Genomic DNA, 19,534 nt, shown 5'->3' with positions numbered 1-19,534 from the left:
CTGAGACACCCACCCTAATCCGCCCCTCCACGTTTTCAACACCCCCGACACCCCGTGTGCTGCGAAATCCGCAGATCACAATGCCATAGACAACGAATTTCATCGATTCAGCCTTGCGGAACTATCGAGACGTCGTGCACAGTGAGCTGGTGGCCAGTCGAAACACAGACCAGAAGAGCGGCACCCCGCAGTTGGACGCCGTCTCCCTCGCCATCGTCGAACAGCTCCAGGAGGACGGCCGGCGGCCGTACGCCGCGATCGGCAAGGCGGTCGGCCTCTCCGAGGCGGCCGTGCGCCAGCGCGTGCAGAAGCTGCTCGACCAGGGCGTGATGCAGATCGTCGCCGTCACCGACCCGCTCACCGTGGGCTTCAGGCGCCAGGCGATGCTCGGCATCAACGTCGAAGGGGACCTCGACCCCGTGGCGGACGCGCTCGACGCCATGCAGGAGGTGGAGTACATCGTCATCACGGCCGGCTCCTTCGACCTGATGGCCGAGGTGGTCTGCGAGGACGACGACCACCTGCTGGAGCTGATCAACAAACGCATCCGCACCCTCCCCGGCGTGCGGTCCACCGAGAGCTTCGTCTACCTCAAGCTCAAGAAGCAGACGTACATGTGGGGAACGCGATGACCGCGAGACCCCCGGCCACCGGCCGACCCGACAACGGCCGACCCGCCGACCGCGAGGACCCGATGACCATGCGGACCCGACAACCGTGAGGACGGAAAAGCCGTGAGCCCCAAGGACCTCAGCAAGACCGCGTACGACCACCTGTGGATGCACTTCACCCGCATGTCCTCGTACGAGAACGCCCCGGTCCCCACCATCGTCCGGGGAGAGGGCACCTCCATCTACGACGACAAGGGCAAGCGGTACCTCGACGGACTCGCGGGACTCTTCGTGGTCCAGGCGGGCCACGGCCGCGTCGAACTCGCGGAGACCGCGTTCAAGCAGGCGCAGGAGCTGGCCTTCTTCCCGGTGTGGTCCTACGCCCACCCGAAGGCCGTCGAACTGGCGGAACGTTTGGCCGACTACGCGCCCGGCGATCTGAACAAGGTCTTCTTCACCACCGGCGGCGGCGAGGCCGTCGAGACCGCGTGGAAGCTCGCCAAGCAGTACTTCAAGCTCCGGGGCAAGCCGGCCAAGCACAAGGTCGTCTCCCGCGCGGTCGCCTACCACGGCACCCCGCAGGGCGCCCTTGCCATCACCGGCGTACCGGCACTGCGGGCCCCCTTCGAGCCGCTCGTGCCGGGCGCGCACAAGGTGCCGAACACCAACATCTACCGGGCCCCGATCCACGGCGACGACCCGGAGGCGTTCGGCCGCTGGGCCGCCGACCAGATCGAGCAGCAGATCCTCTTCGAGGGCGCCGACACCGTAGCCGCCGTCTTCCTGGAGCCGGTGCAGAACGCGGGCGGCTGCTTCCCGCCGCCGCCCGGCTACTTCCAGCGGGTGCGCGAGATCTGCGACCAGTACGACGTACTGCTGGTCTCCGACGAGGTGATCTGCGCCTTCGGCCGGCTCGGCACGATGTTCGCCTGCGACAAGTTCGGCTACGTACCCGACATGATCACCTGCGCCAAGGGCATGACCTCGGGCTACTCCCCGATAGGCGCCTGCATCGTCTCCGACCGCGTCGCCGAGCCCTTCTACCGGGGCGGCAACACCTTCCTGCACGGCTACACCTTCGGCGGCCACCCGGTCTCCGCGGCCGTCGCCCTCGCCAACCTCGACCTGTTCGAACGCGAGAAGCTCAACCAGCACGTCCTCGGCCACGAGACCGCGTTCCGCGCGACCCTGGAGAAGCTGCACGACCTGCCGATCGTCGGCGACGTCCGCGGCAACGGCTTCTTCTACGGCATAGAACTCGTCAAGGACAAGGCCACCAAGGAGTCCTTCGACGAGGAGGAGACCGAGCGAATCCTCTACGGCTTCCTGTCGAAGAAGCTCTACGAGAACGGCCTGTACTGCCGTGCCGACGACCGCGGCGACCCGGTCGTCCAGCTCGCCCCGCCGCTGATCTCCGACCAGTCGACCTTCGACGAGATCGAACAGATCCTCCGCGCGACCCTCACGGAGGCATGGACTCTGCTGTAGCCAACCTCTGCCGCAGCCGACGTTTGAAACGGCCCGGGATGCACCCGTTCGAGTGAGATGGGTGCGTTCCGGGCCGTGTGCTGTCCGACCCGTGCCACCCTGCCTGCCTAGCGTGCCCTGTAACCGATCGGCCCTGCCTTCGTTCCCCCGGACGGGGGACTCCCCACGGCAATTCCTGATCCGAACCGAGGTGTACGCCCATGGTGGCCCCGCCGGACAACGACGTGCTCTGGGCACGTGGTCTGACCTACGCGCACGACGGCTCGCCCGCGCTGCAAGGCGTGTCGATGGGCGTGCGGGAGGGCGAGATCCTCGCCGTCACCGGCCCGCGCGGCAGCGGCAAGACCACGCTCCTGCGCTGTCTGTCGGGGCAGTTGGTGCCGCGCCGGGGCGAGGTGTGGTTCAACAGCACCCCGGTGCACACCATGGGCCCGCTCACCCGGGAGCGGCTGCGTCTCGACCGCTTCGGCTGGATCGACCCGGAGCCGGTCCTCGTCCCCGAGCTGAACGCCTGGGAGAACACCGCGCTGCCGCTGATGCTGCGCGGCACTGGCCGCCGGGCCGCCAAGGCCTCCGCCCTGGAGTGGCTGGAGCGCCTGGACATCCGTGACGCAGCCCGCAAGCGCCCGTACGCCCTCGCGCAGTCCGAGCGCCAGCGCGTGGTCGTGGCCCGCGCGCTGGTCGCCGAGCCGACCGTGCTGTTCGCGGACGAGCCGACGGCCGCCCTCCACCGCGCCGAGCACGCCCATGTCCTGCGCACCCTCACCACGGCCGCCCGCTCGCACGAGATCACCGTGGTCCTCGCCACCCACGACAGCGAGATCGCCGCCCTGGCCGACCGCACGGTGGCCCTGCTCGACGGCCGCTGCGTGAAGACGGTCCATCTGCCCTCCGCCGCCGGCAGGGGGGCCCGCTCCACCGTCGAGGCAGGGGGCCGGGCCCCCGGAGCAGTCCGAGACACCGAGGCAGGAGGCCGCGCCACCACCGGAGAGGGCCGGGGCGCCCGCGCAGGAAGCCGGGCAGCCGGGGCACGACGCCGGACCACCACCGGAGAAGGCCCGGGCACCCAGGGACGACGCCTCGCCACCACCACAGAGAACCGAACCCCTGCCACAGAAGGCCGGACCACCCAGGCAGGAGACCAGGGCCCCGAACCAGGCGCCCGGGCCACCGGAGAGGACCAAGGCGCCCGCGCAGGAGGCCGGGGAGCCGAGACACGACGCCGGGCCACCGCCGGAGAAGGCCCGGGCACCGAGGCAGGAAGCCGGGTCACCGCCGGAGAAGGCCGGGGCACCACCAGGGAAGGCCCGGGTGCCGACGGGGAAGGCCGGGCGGGTGAGGGAGACAGCCGGGCCGTTGCCGGAGCACGCGGGGGCGCCTCCGGAGAAGGCCTGCGTGCTCCGGCAGGAGGCCGGTCCGCCACCGAAGAGGGCCGAAGTGGTCACGCGGAGGGCCGGGCCGCCGCCGGGGAAGGCCGGGGTGCCGAGGGGGGAGGCCGGGCCGCGTGCTCGCTCTCCGTCTAGCCCGTCGGGCCCACCCGATCGTCCAGTTGCGCCGGCTGCTGGTCGCCGCGGCCTCGGGCGGCACCGGTTTCCTGCTGCTCTGCGCCCTGGGCCACGCCCTCTCCCACCCGTCCGCCCCGGCCGGCTCGGTGCTCCGGCTGGCCTGGTGCGTCCCGCCCGCCGCCGCGACCGTCTACTTCGCGGTGTCCGTCGCCCGCACCGACCCCGGCACCCGCCCCCGCCCCGGCCTCGCCGCCATCGGCCTCGGCCCCGCCCGGCTGATGGCCATCTCCGCGACGACGACGGCCCTGTCCACCGTCCTCGGCTCCCTCCTCGCCCTGCTCTTCTTCCTCCATCTGCGCGGCGACCTGACCGGTATGCCGTTCGACGGCGCCGCCACCGACATCCTCGCCGCCGACCGGACCCTCCCCCTCCCGGCCGCCCTCACCCTGCTCGCCGTCGTCCCGGTCGTCGCCTCGGTCACGACCGCGCTGCTCCTGCGCCCCAAGAGCACCCGGCCCCGACCGGCCGGACCCGGGTCGCGCTTCATGGCGTACGACACCTTCGACATCCGCCGGCGGGCCGCGTCCCCGGCGGGCGCGACGCGCTTCGAGGAGGACGGGCCCTACGACGAGGAGCCCGACCCGGCCGAGCCGGCGGAACCCCCGGCCCCGCGCCCCGCCCCCGGTGGCCTGCCCTGGGGTGTCGCCGTCCTGGCCATGGGCCTCGCTGTGGAGACCTACGCCGGACGCTCCGACTCCGGCTCGGGGCTCGCGCTCCCCGGCGGTTTCGCGGACAGCCCCGCCGGGGTGCTCGGCGGCTGGCTGCTCACCGCGCTGGGCCTGGCCCTCACCGGCCCGGGGCTCACCCATCTCACCGGACGGCTCCTGCAGTCCGTACGGCCGGGCGCGCTACGGCTGCTCGCCGGGCGGGTCCTCCAGGAGGAGGCCCGGCGCATCGGGCGCCCCCTCGGGGTGGTGTGCGCCGTCGCGTCGGGGGCGTACGCCATGGTGACGCTGTCCTCCGGCGCACGCCCCACGGTCGGCCCGCTCACCCTGCTGGGCGCGCTCGTGGTGGCCGGCTGCGCGGTCCTCACGCTCGCCACGGCCGCCGTCGAGGCCCGGCGGTCGCGCGTGGACACCACGGCCGCGCTGCTGCGGATGGGGGCGCCCAGCGCGCTGCCCCGCCGGGCCGCGGCACTCCGCGTGGGCGCCCTGCTCGCCGTCTTCGGCCCACTGACCTGGACGGTCGCCCAGCTGGCGGCGCTGCCGCTGGGCGCCTGACGGCCGTACGGGAGGCCCGTTCCCAGGGCGCCGGAGAACTCGTACGAAAAAAATCGCGCGAAAAATCGGCGGACGGCGATGAGTTCCGCGGCCGCCCCCGGTCCACCCCTCCGAACGGACCGCGACCGACGACGGACCGATGGCTACGGGAGTGACCCCATGTACCAGCAGATGATCTTCGTAAGCCTGCCCGTGAACGACCTCGAAGCCTCGAAGAAGTTCTACGCGGACCTCGGCTTCACGCTCAACACGCAGTTCAGCGACGAGACCACGGCCTCCTTCGTGATCAGCGACGCGATCGTCGCGATGCTGCACACCAAGCAGCGGTACGCGGAGTTCACCAAGAAGGACATCGGCGACGCGACGAAGACCAGCCAGGTGATGCTGGGCCTGAGCGCCGAGAGCCGCGAGAAGGTCGACGAGCTGGTCGAGAAGGCCTTCGCCTCGGGCGGCTCCCCCGCGGCCGACACCATGGACCACGGCTTCATGTACAACCGCTCCTTCGACGACCTCGACGGCCACACCTGGGAGGTCGTATGGATGGACCCGAAGGCGATCCAGGGTTGAGGCCTGGGGGCTCACTCAAATTCCCCCGGCCCTCCGCGCCCCTGAAAGGGCGGGGCACAGCTCCAAGCCCCTTTCAGGGGCGCGGGGAACTACGCGACCAGCCACAACGCACGCGCGCAAACAGACAATCCAGTGGACCCACGGTCCAGAGTCCGGCCAGCCCTAGCATAGGCACCCTGCACACCATGCCCGCCCACGCGGCCCACCACGGCGACCACGAGATCGAGACCCTGGAGGAGTTCGACGCGACCGTCGCGACCCCCCGCTCCCTCGCCGGGTACCGCGTCCAGGCCGTCGATCTGACGGACCGCACACGCGAGTTGCTCGCCACCGACACGGCCGGCGCCGTCTTCCTGGGCTGCCCGATGCGCGAGCGGGCGGCGACGAAGCTCCGCACCGACGGCGCCCTGGTCTTCCCACCCATACCGGGCCTGCCGTTCGACCCGTACCGCGGTCTGGTCTACTCGCCGGACGAGTTGTTCGCGTCGCTGGCGGACGGCGGCTACGAGGCGACGCCGGACGCGCTCGCGTACGACTGGTTCCAGCGCACCAAGGCGGACCGCGACATCCACGCCTCGATGCTGCGTGCCGTCCACGACGACTCGATCTCCGACGCCCTCGACGAACTGCTCTCCGGCGCACGGGTGGTGGGGGATGGGGGTACCTCCCGCGCGAGTTGATTCGAGCGTGGGGGAGGGCGGCCACGCGATGGCACGCGGCACGGAGGAGTACGCCGGTGCCGCGCGCCTGGGGCGTGAGCTGGCGCGCGCCGGTCTCACGGTCGCCACCGGCGGCCGCCCCGGCGCGATGGAGGCGGCCAATCTCGGCGCGTACGCGGCCCCCTACGACGACGAGATGCTCGCGGAGTCGCTCCAACTCCTCGCCTCGGCACCGAAGTTCACCCCGTCGATCACCGAGTGGGCCTCCGCGGCGTTCGAGGTCCGCTCCCGCTGGCCGAAGGGCGGCACCTCCGTGGGCATCCCCACCTGGTTCTACGGTCATGAACCCCCGAACCCCTTCGCCTCCCACATCGCCAAGTACTTCGCCAACGCCACCCGCGAGGACGGCCTCCTCGCCCGCTGCGACGCCGGTGTCGTCTTCCTGCCGGGCGCGGCGGGCACGGTCCAGGAGATCTTCGACAACGCCACGCCCAACTACTACGAGTTCCGGGGCGAGCCGACCCCCATGGTCCTCGTCGACCGCGCCCACTGGACGGAGAAGCTGCCGGCCTGGCCCCTCCTCCGGTCCCTGGCGCGAGGCCGCTCGATGGAGCCGCGGATCGCGCTCGTCGACCGTATCGAGGAGGCTCCGGAGGCCCTGGAACGACTGGGGAAGTGACGGCCGCGCGGATTCCCGATCAGATCCCTGAACAGATTGCTGAACAGGCGTCAAACGCACACGTGGTTAATCAGTGGGCAAAGCCAACTGCTCGGACATGTCTTCGGATTGACAGTACTTATCGCGCGCTTATAAACCTGTGAGGCACATGGGGAAGCCGCTGTTTCAGCGTGCGCCTCCGTCACCCCTGACCCATGTGCCTCTTTTGAAGGGCAAACGTGTCCATAACCCCCCGTATCACGCGTACGGCGCGTGGCCTCGGCATCGCCACCGCTTCCGCCGCCCTCGTCCTGGGCGTCGCGGGCAACGCCATGGCCTGCAGCATCAAGGACTTCTCCGCCGTGGCCGAGTGCGACGGCGACAAGGGCGTCATCCGCGTCACCGATGTCGACCCGCTGGGCGTCACCGCCCAGGTGAGCGTCTACCTGGAGAACAACGGCGCCGACCTGCGCATGGTCGGCGAACAGTCCATCGAGAACTCCACCGCCGAGGGTGTCACCATCACCTTCGAGGAGGACTGGGAACCCAACGCCGAGTACCGCATCCACATCACGGCCGAGGAGTACGTCGACGAGGACCTCCCCATCCTGGTCGCCCCCGACACGGCCTGCGCGCAGACGGAGACCCCGCCCGCGGACGCGGCGAGCCCGGCGGAACCCGAGGAGAACCAGGGCAAGGGCGACTACCAGGGCGAGGACGAGCCGTCCGAGACCAAGAACTCCCCGAGCCCGTCACCCACCGGCAACGCCGTCCCCGCCGGATCGGACGACAACAACATCCCCTCCCCGGAGGGCAGGTCGAACCTCGCCGACACCGGTGCCGACTCCCACACCGGCCCCATCGCCGCGATCGCGGCCGCCCTGGTCTTCCTGGGCGCCGGCGCCGTCCACTACAGCATGCGCCGCCGCGGAGCCTCCCGCTGACCGGCTCCTGAGCACGACCGCGGCCCGCGCCTCCGGAGAGAGGCGCGGGCCGCGGGTCCTCACCACCGGCTCACTCAAAGGCCCTTCACCACCGGCTCACCCGAATGTCGCCCGCTCCAGCCAGAAGTCCAGCAGCCCCCGGTCGCCCAGCACCTCCAACTGTCCCTCCCCCGGCGGGAGTCGGCGGTAGAAGGCGAGCAACACCTCGGTGAGCGGGCCGCGCAGGGCGACCGTCGCCTTCTCGTGGCCCCGGCTCCAGCGCACGACATCGTCGGTCAGCTCGACGAACCAGTCGGCGTTCAGCTCGGCCGGGGTGTCGGTCGCGTGGAGGTGAAGGCTGCGCCCGGGCCCCCGCAGTTCCACCAGTTCGGGGCGCCCGATCCGCTGCCCGTACTCCAGGATCTCCAGCCACTCGTCGATCGCGTCGGCGGCGATGTCCGGCGCCACCTGGTACGGCAGCCCGGCGGCGAGCGTGGCGTCGGCCCGGTGGACGACCAGCTCATGGGTCATCCGGCGGGCCCAGAACCCGGCGGTCCCCTCCCAGCCCCACGACCACACCGGCGCCCCGGGCCCCGCCTCACGCAGGGTGGTGACCAGCAGCTCCCCGGTCTCCGCGAGCCAGGCGTCCAGGGCGGCCGGGTCCCCCTTCGCCCCGGGCCCCTCGTACGACGGGACCCTCTCCTCCGGCACCTCCTCCTTCGCCCGGGTCCGTACGTTCGTCTCGACCCAGCGCAGGGCGCCGCCGGTGTGCCGTACGAGTTCCTCCAGCGACCAGTCGGGGCAGGTCGGCACGGTCGTGGACAGGTCGGCGCCGGAGGTCACGACGTCCCTCAGCTGTCGGACCTGGACCTCGATCTCGGCGCAGTAGCGGTCGTGCCGGGCCTGGGGTTCCTGGGTACGCATCGTCATGGCTGCGCACCTTAGACGCCCGAAACGTCTCCCAGCACCACGATTTCGGCCGCGTCGAAGAGCACGCCGACCTCGTCCCCGGGCTCCGGCGCGTCCCGTAGCGCGCACGCCGCCTCCAGGCGCGGGGCGCCCTCCGGTTGGAGGTGTACGGCGACATGGGTGCCCCGGAAGGTGCGCCCGGCCACCGTGCAGCGCAGCAGCCCCTCGGCCGCGTCCACGAGCCGTACCCCGGCCGGCCGCACCAACAGCGCACCCGGCCCCTGTACCGCCCCCTCCGGAACCGCCACCTTGCCCCACGGGGTGTCGGCGGCCCGGCCGGTGACCGTCGCCTCGACCACGTTGTCGAAGCCCAGGAAGCGCGCCACGAACTCGTCCGCCGGCCGCTGCCAGACCTCCAACGGCGTCCCCGACTGGGCGATCCGTCCGTCCCGCATCACCACGACCCGGTCGGCGAGCGCGAACGCCTCCCCCTGGTCGTGCGTGACCGCGAGCGCGGTCGTCCCCAACTCGTCGAAGAGTTCCCGGAGTTCGACGACCAGCCGCTCCCGCAGCGAGCGGTCCAGCTGGCCGAGGGGTTCGTCGAGCATCAGCAGCCGGGGGCGCGGAGCGAGCGCGCGGGCCAGCGCGACACGCTGCTGTTCACCCCCGGAGAGCGCGGCGACCGCCCGGCGCGCGGCCCCCGGCAGCCCGACCAGCTCCAGCAACTCCTCCACCCGTACGCCCTGTTCGGCTTTGGAGGCGCCGCGCATCCGCAGCCCGAAGGCCACATTGCCGCCCACGTCCCGCTGCGGGAACAGCTGATGGTCCTGGAACATCAGTCCGACACCACGTTTGTGCGCGGGCACACCGGACTGATCGTGCCCGTCGAGGAACACCCGCCCGGCGTCGAGGGGTTGGAGCCCCGCCACCGCTCGCAGCAGTGTGGACTTCCCGCTTCCGCTCGGCCCCAGCACACACACGATCTCGTGCTCGGCGACCTCCAGATCGACCGAGTCGAGCACGGGCCGCGCACCGAACCGTACGGTCGCGCCCTCAAGCCTCAGCAGCCCGTTCGCCGACATCTAGAACTCCCCCGTGCGATCGGTGCGAAGGCGCTCCAGCACCAGCAGGGCCACGGCGCACACCACCATCAGAATCGTCGAAAGGGCCATCGCCTGGCCGTAGTTGAGGTCGCCGGGCCGCCCGAGCAGCCGGGCGACGGCGACGGGGAGCGTCGGATTGTCGGCCCGCGCGATGAACACGGTCGCCCCGAACTCCCCGAGCGACACGGCGAAGGCGAACCCGGCGGCGACGAGCAGCGCCCGTCGCACCATCGGCAGATCGACCTCGCGCCACACCCGCCACGGCGACGCCCCGAGCACGGCCGCCGCCTCCCGCAGCCGCTCGTCCACCGCCCGCAGCACCGGCAGCATGGTCCGTACGACGAAGGGCACGCCCACCAGGGCCTGGGCCAGCGGCACCAGAATCCAGGAACTGCGCAGGTCGAGCGGCGGCTCGTCCAGCGCGATCAAGAAGCCGAAGCCGACGGTCACCGCGGAGACCCCGAGCGGCAGCATCAGCAGCGCGTCGAACCCTCGTACGAGCCGACCGGCCCTCCGGGTGAGAGCGGCCGCGGCGAGCCCTCCGACGAGCACGGCGCTGCCGGTCGCGGCGAGCGCGTAGGTGAGCGAGTTGCCGACGGCCTCGATCGGCGCGACCAGGAAGACCCCGCTGTCGTCGCTGGTCAACGCCTCGTAGTAGCCGAAGGCGGAACCCGACGCGTCGAACGACCGTTCCGCCAGCACACCCAGCGGCAGCAGGATCAGCACGACGACGGTGACGAGGACCCCGGCGAGCAGCGCCCACTGTCCCGCCCCACGCGGCCTTCGCGCCGTGAGCGAGGCGTCCACCAGCCGTAGCGCGGTCTCCCGCCGCCGTACGGTCCAGGCGTGCACGGCGAGGATCAGCCCGACCGCGACGAACTGCACGATCGTCAGCACGGCGGCCGTGGCCAGATCGAAGATCTCCGAGGTCTGCCGGTAGATCTCCACTTCGAGCGTGGAGAAGGTGGGACCCCCGAGGATCTGCACCACACCGAATGAGGTGAAGGTGAAGAGGAAGACCATGAGCGCGGCGGCCGCCACGGCGGGCGCGAGCGCGGGCAGGGTCACCGTCCGCCAGGCCCTCGGCCGGGACGCCCCCAGCATCCGGGCGGCCTCCTCCTGCCGAGGGTCGAGCTGCGCCCACAGCCCGCCCACGGTCCGTACGACCACCGCGTAGTTGAAGAACACGTGCGCGAGCAGAATCGCCCACACCGTCGTGTCCAGCCGTACGCCCCACAGCTCGTCCAGCAACCCGCCCCGCCCGACGAGCGCCAGGAAGGCCGTACCGACGACGACGGTCGGCAGCACGAACGGCACGGTGACGACCGCCCGCAGAACCTGCTTGCCCCTGAAATCGAAGCGCGCGAAGACATACGCGCCGGGGAGCGCGATCAGCAGCGTGAGCGCGGTCGAGACAAGCGCCTGCCAGGTGGTGAACCACAGCACATGCCGAATCCCGGAGTCCCCCAACACCTCCGCGATCCGCCCGAGTTGCCAGGCCCCGCCGACATGCAGCCCCCGCTCGACGATCGCGACGACGGGGTAGGCGAAGAAGACACCGAAGAACGCGACCGGCAGGACCATCAGCCCCAGCCGGGCCGCGTTCCCCGTACGGGTTCGGGAGTGCGGCCCCTTGGTTACTTCAGTACGAGCGACGTCCACGACTTGACCCAGTCGTCACGGTTCTCGGCGATCTTCTCCGGGGCCATGGTCTCGGGGTCCTTCGCCGCCGGCCCGTACTCGGTGAACTCCGCGGGCACGGACGCCCCTTCGGCCACCGGGTACACGAACATGTTGAGCGGCATGTCCTCCTGGAACTCCTTCGAGATCAGGAAGTCGATGAACGCCTTGCCGCCCTCGGTGTTCTTCGCGTTGCCGAGCAGCCCGGCGAACTCGATCTGCCGGAAGCAGGTGCCCTCCGCGACCCCGGTGGGCGCGGTCTCCGGCTTCGGATCGGCGAAGACGACCTCGGCGGGCGGCGAGGAGGCGTACGACACGACGAGCGGCCGGTCGCCCCCGGCCTTCTTGCCGTCGGTGGACCCCGAGAACTCCTGGTAGTAGGCCTGCTCCCAGCCATCGACGACCTTCACACCGTTGGCCTTGAGCTTCTCCCAGTAGCTCTCCCAGCCGTCGTCCCCGTACTCGGCGGCCGAACCGAGCAGGAACCCGAGCCCCGGCGAGGAGGTGGAGGCGTTCTCGGTGACGAGCAGATCCTTGTACTCGGGCTTGATCAGATCGTCGTACGACGTCGGCGGATCGATCTTCTTCTCACTGAAGTACGCCTTGTCGTAGTTGACGCAGATGTCACCGGTGTCGACGGGCGTGACCCGGTGCTCGTCCTTGTCCAGCTGGTACTCGGCGCCGACCTTGTCGAGCCCCTTCGCCTCGTACGGCTGGAAGAGGCCGTTGTCGAGGGCGCGGGAGAGCAGGGTGTTGTCGACGCCGAAGAAGACGTCGCCCTGGGGGTTGTCCTTGGTCAGGATGGCCTGGTTGACGGCCTGCCCGGCGTCCCCGCTCTTGAGGACCTTGACCTTGTAGCCGGACTCCTTCTCGAACGCCCGCATGACGTCCTTGGAGTAGGTGAAGGACCCATGGCTGACGACGGTGACGGTCTTGGAGCCGCCGCCCGACCCGGCGCTGTCGTCGGACGACGAACCGCAGGCGGACAACGAGACGAGTCCGAGGCCGACGACGAGAACCGTCGCTCTCACCGTTGCTCTCTTGGTGATGCCCACTGAATTCATTCCTCCTGGAGGTGACCAGGAAGAGACGCGGCCCTGCCTGGGACCGTCGGACGAACCGAGGCTTCCCGGGCAGGGCGCAACAGCTTGAGTGATGACCGAACTTCCTACCCAGAATGACCTGGGCGAGGTTCAGAGGGTCTGCGGCCCGATTGCCGCACTCTCAGCGCTGTGGCGCTCCCCTGTCGGAATATGAAGATATGCGTACGGAGGTCAGAGTACCCCGTGGCCGGTTCCTGACCCCTGCCCGGTGTCTCCCGGACGACCTCGGTCTCTCTCGGACTACCTCTCGGTAGCCGCGAGCTGACCGCAGGCCCCGTCGATCTCCTGCCCCCGGGTGTCCCGGATGGTCACCGGCACCCCATGAGCGGCGATGGCCTCGACGAACGCCTTCTCGTCCTCGGGCCGCGACGCGGTCCACTTCGATCCCGGCGTCGGGTTGAGCGGGATCAGATTCACATGCACGGGCTTGCCCTTGAGCAGCCGCCCCAGCCGGTCACCGCGCCACGCCTGGTCGTTGATGTCCCGGATCAGCGCGTACTCGATGGACAGCCGCCGCCCGGACCTGGCGACGTACTCCCATCCGGCGTCCAGCACCTCGCGCACCTTCCACCGGGTGTTGACCGGTACGAGGGTGTCGCGCAGCTCGTCGTCGGGGGCGTGCAGGGAGATGGCGAGCCGGCACTTGAAGCCCTCGTCGGCGAACCGGTGGATGGCCGGCACCAGCCCGACCGTCGACACGGTGATCCCGCGCTGCGACAGCCCGAGCCCGTCCGGCTCGGGATCGGTGAGCCGGCGGATGGCGCCGACGACCCGGTTGTAGTTGGCGAGCGGCTCGCCCATCCCCATGAAGACGATGTTGGAGAGCCGGGCGGGCCCACCCGGAATCTCGCCGTCCCGCAGGGCCCGCATGCCATCGACGATCTGATGGACGATCTCGGCGGTGGACAGGTTCCGGTCCAGCCCCGCCTGCCCGGTCGCGCAGAACGGGCAGTTCATCCCGCACCCCGCCTGCGAGCTGATGCACATGGTGACCCGGTCCGGGTACCGCATCAGCACGGACTCGACGAGCGTCCCGTCGAACAGCCGCCACAGCGTCTTGCGCGTGGTGTCCTCGTCGGTCGACAGATGCCGTACGACCGTCATCAGCTCCGGAAGCAGCGCCTCCTGAAGCTTGCCGCGCGCCGCCGCGGGGATGTCGGTCCACTCCTCGGGAGCGTGCGCGTACCGCGCGAAGTAGTGCTGCGACAGCTGCTTCGCACGAAACGGCTTCTCCCCGATCGCGGCGACGGCTTCCTTCCGCTCCGCGGGCGAAAGATCGGCAAGATGCCGCGGCGGCTTCTTGGCTCCGCGCGGCGCGACAAATGTGAGTTCTCCGGGCTTAGGCATGGCCCATCAAGTGTCGCAGATCATTTGGGGTGACCTACGGCCACGGCCATGCCCCACGGGCGCCGCGCGACCGGGTGTTCCAGAGGCTCCGGGCGACGCGCGTACCGCCAGACTCCCGGCGACGCACGAACCGCCAGGCTCCGGGCGGCACGCGAACCGCCAGGCTCCGAGCGACCGCGCGTGCCGGAGGCGCTAGGCGACCGGGTGTTCCAGGCGTTCCTTGAGGTGTTGTTCGTTGCGGGGCAGTTCCTTGCGCATCTTGGGGCGGACGACGAGCGGGACGAGGGCCTTGCCGACGCCCTTGCCGTCGAAGCCGACCTCCATGGTCACGCGGGAGCGGCGGCCGTCGTCGAGCGGGGTGATCTCGCCGTGCACATGGGGGCGCACGGGGCCGTCGATGCCCTGGAGCCCCCAGACCCTCGGCGGCTCGAACTCGGTGAGCTGCAGCGTCATCGGCATGTCCCGTCCGCCGATGTGCCGGGTGATGCGCACGCGGGAGCCGACGCCCACCGGGCCGGGGTCCAGCTGCTCCGTCGCGACCGCGCTCTCCTGCCATTCCGGGACGTGTGAGAACTCGGTGATGTACGCCCAGACCTCCTCCGGGCTGCGGTCGATGACGATCGATTCACGGAAGTCGGACATGAAGCCCGCCCCCTTTCAGGGTGATCCCCCCTGTCAGGGCCTCCACGAAAATCGTCCCACCCGTCCGCCCGAAGGTCCACGGCAGACCGACCCGAGAACCGGGCCGACCCCGAGAACGACGACAGCGGGCCCCCGCCCTGTACTCCAGGGGCGGGGGCCCGCTCACATCACGCACTCGACCGCTCAGCCGGACCCCACGAACAACACCAGCAACAGCCAGACCACCGGCGCGGTCGGCAGCAAGGAGTCCAATCTGTCCATGATCCCGCCATGGCCCGGCAGCAAGGTGCCCATGTCCTTGATGCCCAGGTCCCGCTTGATCATCGACTCGCCCAGGTCACCGAGGGTGGCGCTGGCGGCGACGGCGAGACCGAGGAGCAGTCCCTGCCACCAACTGCCGCCGTCGATGACGAACTGCATGAGCAGGGCGCCCGCGACCATGGCGAAGGCGATCGCGCCGAGCAGCCCCTCACGGGTCTTCCCGGGGCTGATGCGCGGCGCGAGCTTGTGCGTGCCGAAGCGCCACCCGACGGCGTACGCCCCGGTGTCGCTGACGACGGTGAGCACCAGGAAGACGAGAACGCGCTGCGGGCCGTCGTCGGCGGTGAGCATCAGTGCGACGAACGTGGCCAGGAACGGCACGTAGAACGCCGCGAAGACGCCCGCGGTGACGTCCTTGAGGTAGTTCTCCGGTGGTTCCGTCATCCGCCACACCAGGACGGCGAGCGCGGTGAGCGCCATGGCCACCCAGGCCCCCGACGGTCCGCGCACATACCCGGCGACGACCATCGCGGCCCCACCGACGGCCAGCGGCACGAGGGGCGCCCTGATGCCCTTGCGTTCCTGCAGGCGCGAGGTGAGCTCCCACAGACCGACGACCACGGCGACCGCTATGACGCCGACGAAGACGGCCTTGACGATGAACAGCGACGCCACGATGATCGCGCCGAGCCCGACCCCGACCCCTATGGCGGCACCCAGATCACGCCCCGCGCTCTTCTTCTGCGGGGCGGGCTGCGGGGCGTCGGCCATGGGCTCCGGCTTCTGCGACGCCTCCCCGTAGGGGTGCGCCGACGGGCTCTCGTCGCGGAACGGGGGGCCGGCCTGCCGAACGGCCCCCCGGTCGTCGTCCTGGTTCCCGCCATGCGCGGGTACGTCGGGCACGATGGGCATGGGCTGAGTCTGCATCGGATGCCCGGCGGGCGGCGCATCGTACGAGGGACCCGCCGGGGCATGCCCCTGGACAGGTCCCCGGTCGCCGTGGACGGGCCCCCGGTCGGTCGGCGCCCAGTACCCGGCTTGTGACGGCGCCCCCCAGGAAGAGTCGTTCATCAGACTTCGAGCAGCTCGGCTTCCTTGTGCTTGAGCAGCTCGTCCACCTGCGCGACGTACTTCGCGGTGGTGTCGTCGAGCTCCTTCTCCGCGCGGCGGCCCTCGTCCTCGCCGACCTCGCCGTCCTTGACGAGCTTGTCGATGGCGTCCTTGGCCTTGCGGCGCACGGAACGGATCGAGACCTTGGCGTCCTCGCCCTTGGTCTTGGCGACCTTGATGTAGTCGCGGCGGCGCTCCTCGGTCAGCTCGGGGAACACCACCCGGATGATGTTGCCGTCGTTGCTCGGGTTGACGCCGAGGTCGGAGTCGCGGATCGCCTGCTCGATGTTGCGCAGGGCGGTCTTGTCGAACGGCGTCACCACGGCCATGCGCGGCTCCGGCACCGAGAACGAGGCCAGCTGGTTGATCGGCGTCAGCGCGCCGTAGTAGTCGGCCACGATCTTGTTGAACATCGCCGGGTGCGCACGACCGGTGCGGATCGCGGCGAAGTCGTCCTTGGCGACCACGACGGCCTTCTCCATCTTCTCCTCGGCCTCGAGGAGGGTCTCTTCGATCACCACTTGCTCCTGCGTGTCTTGAGTAGGCCCGGCTGCTGTCTTCTGGTCACGTCGGCGGCCGGCTGCGTCGCGTCTTGTACCTGCACGGTTCCCGACCGGCAGGACATTGTCCATCCCCCGGTCAGGCTCCGTCCCCCGGGCAGGGGAAGGACCCGGTCAGGCCCGGCTTCCCTGATCACCCACGAGTGTGCCGATCTTCTCACCCTTGACGGCCCGCGCGATATTGCCCTCCTTGAGAAGCTCGAACACGAGGATGGGCAGCTTGTTGTCACGGCAGAGGGTGATGGCGGTGGCGTCGGCGACCTTGAGGTCCCGGGTGATGACCTCGCCGTAGCCGAGGGCGTCGAACTTGACCGCGTCGGGGTTGGTCTTGGGGTCGGAGTCATAGACCCCGTCCACGCCGTTCTTGCCCATCAGCAGCGCCTCGGCGTCGATCTCCAGGGCGCGCTGCGCGGCGGTGGTGTCGGTGGAGAAGTACGGCATGCCCATACCGGCGCCGAAGATGACGACCCGGCCCTTCTCCAGATGGCGGACGGCACGCAGCGGGATGTAGGGCTCGGCGACCTGGCCCATGGTGATGGCGGTCTGGACCCGGCTGTCGATGCCTTCCTTCTCCAGGAAGTCCTGGAGGGCGAGGCAGTTCATGACCGTGCCGAGCATGCCCATGTAGTCCGAGCGGGCCCGGTCCATGCCGCGCTGCTGGAGTTCGGCGCCGCGGAAGAAGTTTCCGCCGCCGATGACGACCGCGATCTCGGCGCCGTCGCGCACGACCGCGGCGATCTCCCGGGCGATGGCGTGCACCACGTCGGGGTCGACGCCGAGGCCACCGCCCCCGGAGAACGCCTCTCCGGACAGCTTCAGCAGAAACCGGCCGCGTACTTTGCCGTCGTCGCTCTTCTCGGGCTTGGTGGTCATGGAGATCTCGCCTCTTTACGTGTCGCACATACGAAGAAGGCCATTGCCGATGGGTGGTGTTCGCATCCCATGCGCGGCAATGGCCTCCTCGTCAGATCTGCTGTCGTCCGTCGCGCGTCACGCGCGCGCGTGGCGGCGTGCGCGGACGACTGCACTCGACCCTATCGGGGCCGGGCGCCCGTCGCGTAACGGACTCAGATGCCGACCTTGATGCGCGTGAAGCGCTTCAGGGTGACACCGGCCTCGTCCAGGATCTTCTGGACGGACTTCTTGTTGTCGAGCGCGTACGGCTGGCCGAGCAGCGTGGCGTCCTTGAAGAAGCCGTTGAGGCGACCCTCGACGATCTTCGGCAGGGCGGCCTCGGGCTTGCCCTCGGCGCGGGTGGTCTCCTCGGCGACACGGCGCTCGGACTCGACGACCTCGGCCGGCACGTCCTCCTTGGCGAGGTACTTCGGCGCGAAGGCGGCGATGTGCTGGGCGATGCCCTTGGCCACATCGGCGTTCGGCTTGTCGAACTCGACGAGGACACCGATCTGCGGGGGCAGGTCGGGCATCGTGCGGTGCATGTACGCGAGGACGAAGCCGTCGGCGAACTGCGCGAAGCGGTCGAGGACGATCTTCTCGCCGAGGTTGGCGTTGGCCTCGTCGACGAACGCCTGGACGGTCTTGCCGGCCTCGATCTCGGAGGCGAGCAGGGCCTCGATGTCGGCCGGGGAGGTGGCGGCGACATGCTCGGCGATCTTGTTGGCGACGGCCTGGAACTTCTCGCCCTTGGCGACGAAGTCCGTCTCGCACTTCAGCTCGACGAGGACGCCGGAGGAGTTGTCGTCGGCGATGATGGAGACCACGGCGCCGTTCTCGGCGGAGCGGCCCTCGCGCTTGGCGACGCCCTTCTGGCCCTTGATGCGCAGGGCCTCGACGGCCTTGTCGACGTTGCCCTCGGCCTCGTCCAGCGCCTTCTTGCAGTCCATCATGCCGGCGCCGGTGAGCTCGCGGAGCTTCTTGACGTCGGCGGCGGTGTAGTTCGCCATGATCTGTGAATCTCTTCTCGGAGTTCGAAGTCTCGAAGTCGGCGTCCGCCGCCGCGCGTAGGGCGGGCGCCCGCCGAAGATCTACGGGCTGTGGGTGAACGGCGGGTAGCGCGCTCGGCGCCACCCGCCGTCATGTCGACAGCCCTACGACCCTGAAGGTCAGGCCTGCTCGGCGTCCGCGGCCGGAGCCTCGGTGGCGGGAGCCTCGGCAGGAGCCTCAGCGGCGGCCGGGGCCTCGGCGGCGGGAGCCTCGGCGGCGGCCGGAGCGGCGTTCTCGGCGTCCGCCTTCTTCTCGCCCTCAAGCAGGTCGCGCTCCCACTCGGCGAGGGGCTCGCCGGCGGCCTTCTCGCCCTTGTCGCCGGTGGCGACGCCGGAGCGGGCGATGAGGCCCTCGGCGACGGCGTCGGCGATCACACGGGTGAGCAGGGTGACGGAGCGGATCGCGTCGTCGTTGCCCGGGATCTTGTAGTCGACCTCGTCGGGGTCGCAGTTGGTGTCGAGGATGGCGACCACCGGAATGTTGAGCTTCCGGGCCTCACCGACCGCGATGTGCTCCTTCTTGGTGTCCACGATCCAGACGGCGCTGGGCACCTTCTGCATCTCGCGGATACCACCGAGGGTCTTCTCCAGCTTGGCCTTCTCGCGCGAGAGCACGAGAAGCTCCTTCTTGGTCAGACCGGAGGACGCGACGTCCTCGAAGTCGATCTGCTCAAGCTCCTTGAGGCGCTGCAGACGCTTGTAGACGGTCGAGAAGTTGGTGAGCATGCCGCCCAGCCAGCGCTGGTTGACGTAGGGCATGCCGACGCGGGTGGCCTGCTCGGCGATGGCCTCCTGCGCCTGCTTCTTCGTGCCGACGAACATGACCGTGCCGCCGTGGGCGACGGTCTCCTTGACGAACTCGTAGGCGCGGTCGATGTACGACAGCGACTGGAGCAGGTCGATGATGTAGATGCCGTTGCGCTCGGTGAAGATGAAGCGCTTCATCTTCGGGTTCCAACGACGGGTCTGGTGACCGAAGTGGACGCCGCTCTCCAGCAGCTCCCGCATCGTGACGACGGCCATGGCCGTATCTCCTTGAATTTCTCGGTTGTGCCGCGGATGCCGGACGGCTTCCGCGCCTGACGCCCACGACGCGCCGTGCCACAAGGGACCGAGGGGCGCTTGATACGAACCGTCTGCCGGACCTCGTATCGGGGCGTGCGAAGTCGACCCGGTGACCCGGAT

At 70.1% G+C, this 19,534-nt stretch carries 16 protein-coding genes and 2 pseudogenes; 7 read left to right on the top strand and 11 right to left on the bottom strand.

The genetic code is table 11. The features are described from left to right. Positions 1–134 precede the first annotated feature (134 nt). From ACWD4G_RS13525 to ACWD4G_RS13495, 7 genes and pseudogenes are all read left to right on the top strand, one after another. On the top strand, positions 135–632 hold the full coding sequence (locus ACWD4G_RS13525) for an Lrp/AsnC family transcriptional regulator (RefSeq protein ID WP_451292832.1): 498 nt from the start codon (positions 135–137) through the stop codon (positions 630–632). Between the two features lie 102 nt (positions 633–734). After that, the gene (locus tag ACWD4G_RS13520) at positions 735–2,099 is read left to right on the top strand and encodes an aspartate aminotransferase family protein (protein WP_451292831.1); all 1,365 of its coding nucleotides are present in this window, start codon (positions 735–737) and stop codon (positions 2,097–2,099) included. A gap of 200 nt (positions 2,100–2,299) precedes the next feature. Then, positions 2,300–3,028: pseudogene (locus ACWD4G_RS13515) on the top strand (ABC transporter ATP-binding protein); the annotation flags it as partial. 575 nt (positions 3,029–3,603) lie between these two features. Then, a complete protein-coding gene (locus ACWD4G_RS13510) occupies positions 3,604–4,884 on the top strand; it encodes a hypothetical protein (protein ID WP_451292830.1) in 1,281 nt (426 codons plus the stop codon). A gap of 159 nt (positions 4,885–5,043) precedes the next feature. Next, positions 5,044–5,451 carry a VOC family protein gene (locus ACWD4G_RS13505; RefSeq protein WP_451292829.1) on the top strand — a complete coding sequence of 136 codons (408 nt, stop codon included), beginning with the start codon at positions 5,044–5,046 and terminating at the stop codon, positions 5,449–5,451. A 176-nt stretch (positions 5,452–5,627) separates the two neighbouring features. Continuing rightward, positions 5,628–6,789, top strand: a pseudogene (locus ACWD4G_RS13500) (LOG family protein). 218 nt (positions 6,790–7,007) lie between these two features. Further along, complete coding sequence (locus ACWD4G_RS13495; protein WP_451292828.1) at positions 7,008–7,712, top strand: LAETG motif-containing sortase-dependent surface protein; 705 nt, start codon at positions 7,008–7,010, stop codon at positions 7,710–7,712. Positions 7,713–7,808: 96 nt separating this feature from the next. On the opposite strand, the gene ACWD4G_RS13490 is transcribed toward ACWD4G_RS13495, so the two are convergent. The 11 genes from ACWD4G_RS13490 to rpsB form a co-directional block, all read right to left on the bottom strand. After that, the gene (locus tag ACWD4G_RS13490; RefSeq protein WP_451292827.1) at positions 7,809–8,621 is read right to left on the bottom strand and encodes a maleylpyruvate isomerase family mycothiol-dependent enzyme; all 813 of its coding nucleotides are present in this window, start codon (positions 8,619–8,621) and stop codon (positions 7,809–7,811) included. Between the two features lie 11 nt (positions 8,622–8,632). Continuing rightward, positions 8,633–9,682, bottom strand: a complete 1,050-nt coding sequence (locus tag ACWD4G_RS13485) for an ABC transporter ATP-binding protein (RefSeq protein ID WP_451292826.1) — start codon at positions 9,680–9,682, stop codon at positions 8,633–8,635. After that, positions 9,683–11,287 carry an ABC transporter permease gene (locus ACWD4G_RS13480; RefSeq protein ID WP_451292825.1) on the bottom strand — a complete coding sequence of 535 codons (1,605 nt, stop codon included), beginning with the start codon at positions 11,285–11,287 and terminating at the stop codon, positions 9,683–9,685. A gap of 53 nt (positions 11,288–11,340) precedes the next feature. Then, complete coding sequence (locus ACWD4G_RS13475; protein WP_451292824.1) at positions 11,341–12,447, bottom strand: thiamine ABC transporter substrate-binding protein; 1,107 nt, start codon at positions 12,445–12,447, stop codon at positions 11,341–11,343. A gap of 279 nt (positions 12,448–12,726) precedes the next feature. Next, entirely contained in the window at positions 12,727–13,833 is a 1,107-nt protein-coding gene (rlmN, locus tag ACWD4G_RS13470) for a 23S rRNA (adenine(2503)-C(2))-methyltransferase RlmN (protein WP_451292823.1), read from the bottom strand. A 192-nt stretch (positions 13,834–14,025) separates the two neighbouring features. Then, the gene (locus ACWD4G_RS13465) at positions 14,026–14,475 is read right to left on the bottom strand and encodes an SRPBCC family protein (RefSeq protein WP_451292822.1); all 450 of its coding nucleotides are present in this window, start codon (positions 14,473–14,475) and stop codon (positions 14,026–14,028) included. 183 nt (positions 14,476–14,658) lie between these two features. Next, positions 14,659–15,807: a phosphatidate cytidylyltransferase gene (locus ACWD4G_RS13460; protein WP_451292821.1), complete on the bottom strand. Its 1,149-nt coding sequence runs from the start codon at positions 15,805–15,807 to the stop codon at positions 14,659–14,661. Beyond that, the gene (gene frr, locus ACWD4G_RS13455) at positions 15,807–16,364 is read right to left on the bottom strand and encodes a ribosome recycling factor (RefSeq protein WP_149825702.1); all 558 of its coding nucleotides are present in this window, start codon (positions 16,362–16,364) and stop codon (positions 15,807–15,809) included. The genes ACWD4G_RS13460 and frr overlap by 1 nt, the downstream gene beginning before the upstream one ends. 156 nt (positions 16,365–16,520) lie before the next feature. Further along, a complete protein-coding gene (gene pyrH, locus ACWD4G_RS13450) occupies positions 16,521–17,279 on the bottom strand; it encodes a UMP kinase (protein WP_451292820.1) in 759 nt (252 codons plus the stop codon). A 194-nt stretch (positions 17,280–17,473) separates the two neighbouring features. Further along, on the bottom strand, positions 17,474–18,310 hold the full coding sequence (gene tsf, locus ACWD4G_RS13445; RefSeq protein ID WP_451292819.1) for a translation elongation factor Ts: 837 nt from the start codon (positions 18,308–18,310) through the stop codon (positions 17,474–17,476). A 159-nt stretch (positions 18,311–18,469) separates the two neighbouring features. Next, complete coding sequence (rpsB, locus tag ACWD4G_RS13440; protein WP_451292818.1) at positions 18,470–19,372, bottom strand: 30S ribosomal protein S2; 903 nt, start codon at positions 19,370–19,372, stop codon at positions 18,470–18,472. Positions 19,373–19,534 lie beyond the last annotated feature (162 nt).

This window comes from Streptomyces sp. NPDC002643, assembly GCF_053592555.1.
This window is presented reverse-complemented; position numbering and strand designations above follow the sequence as displayed.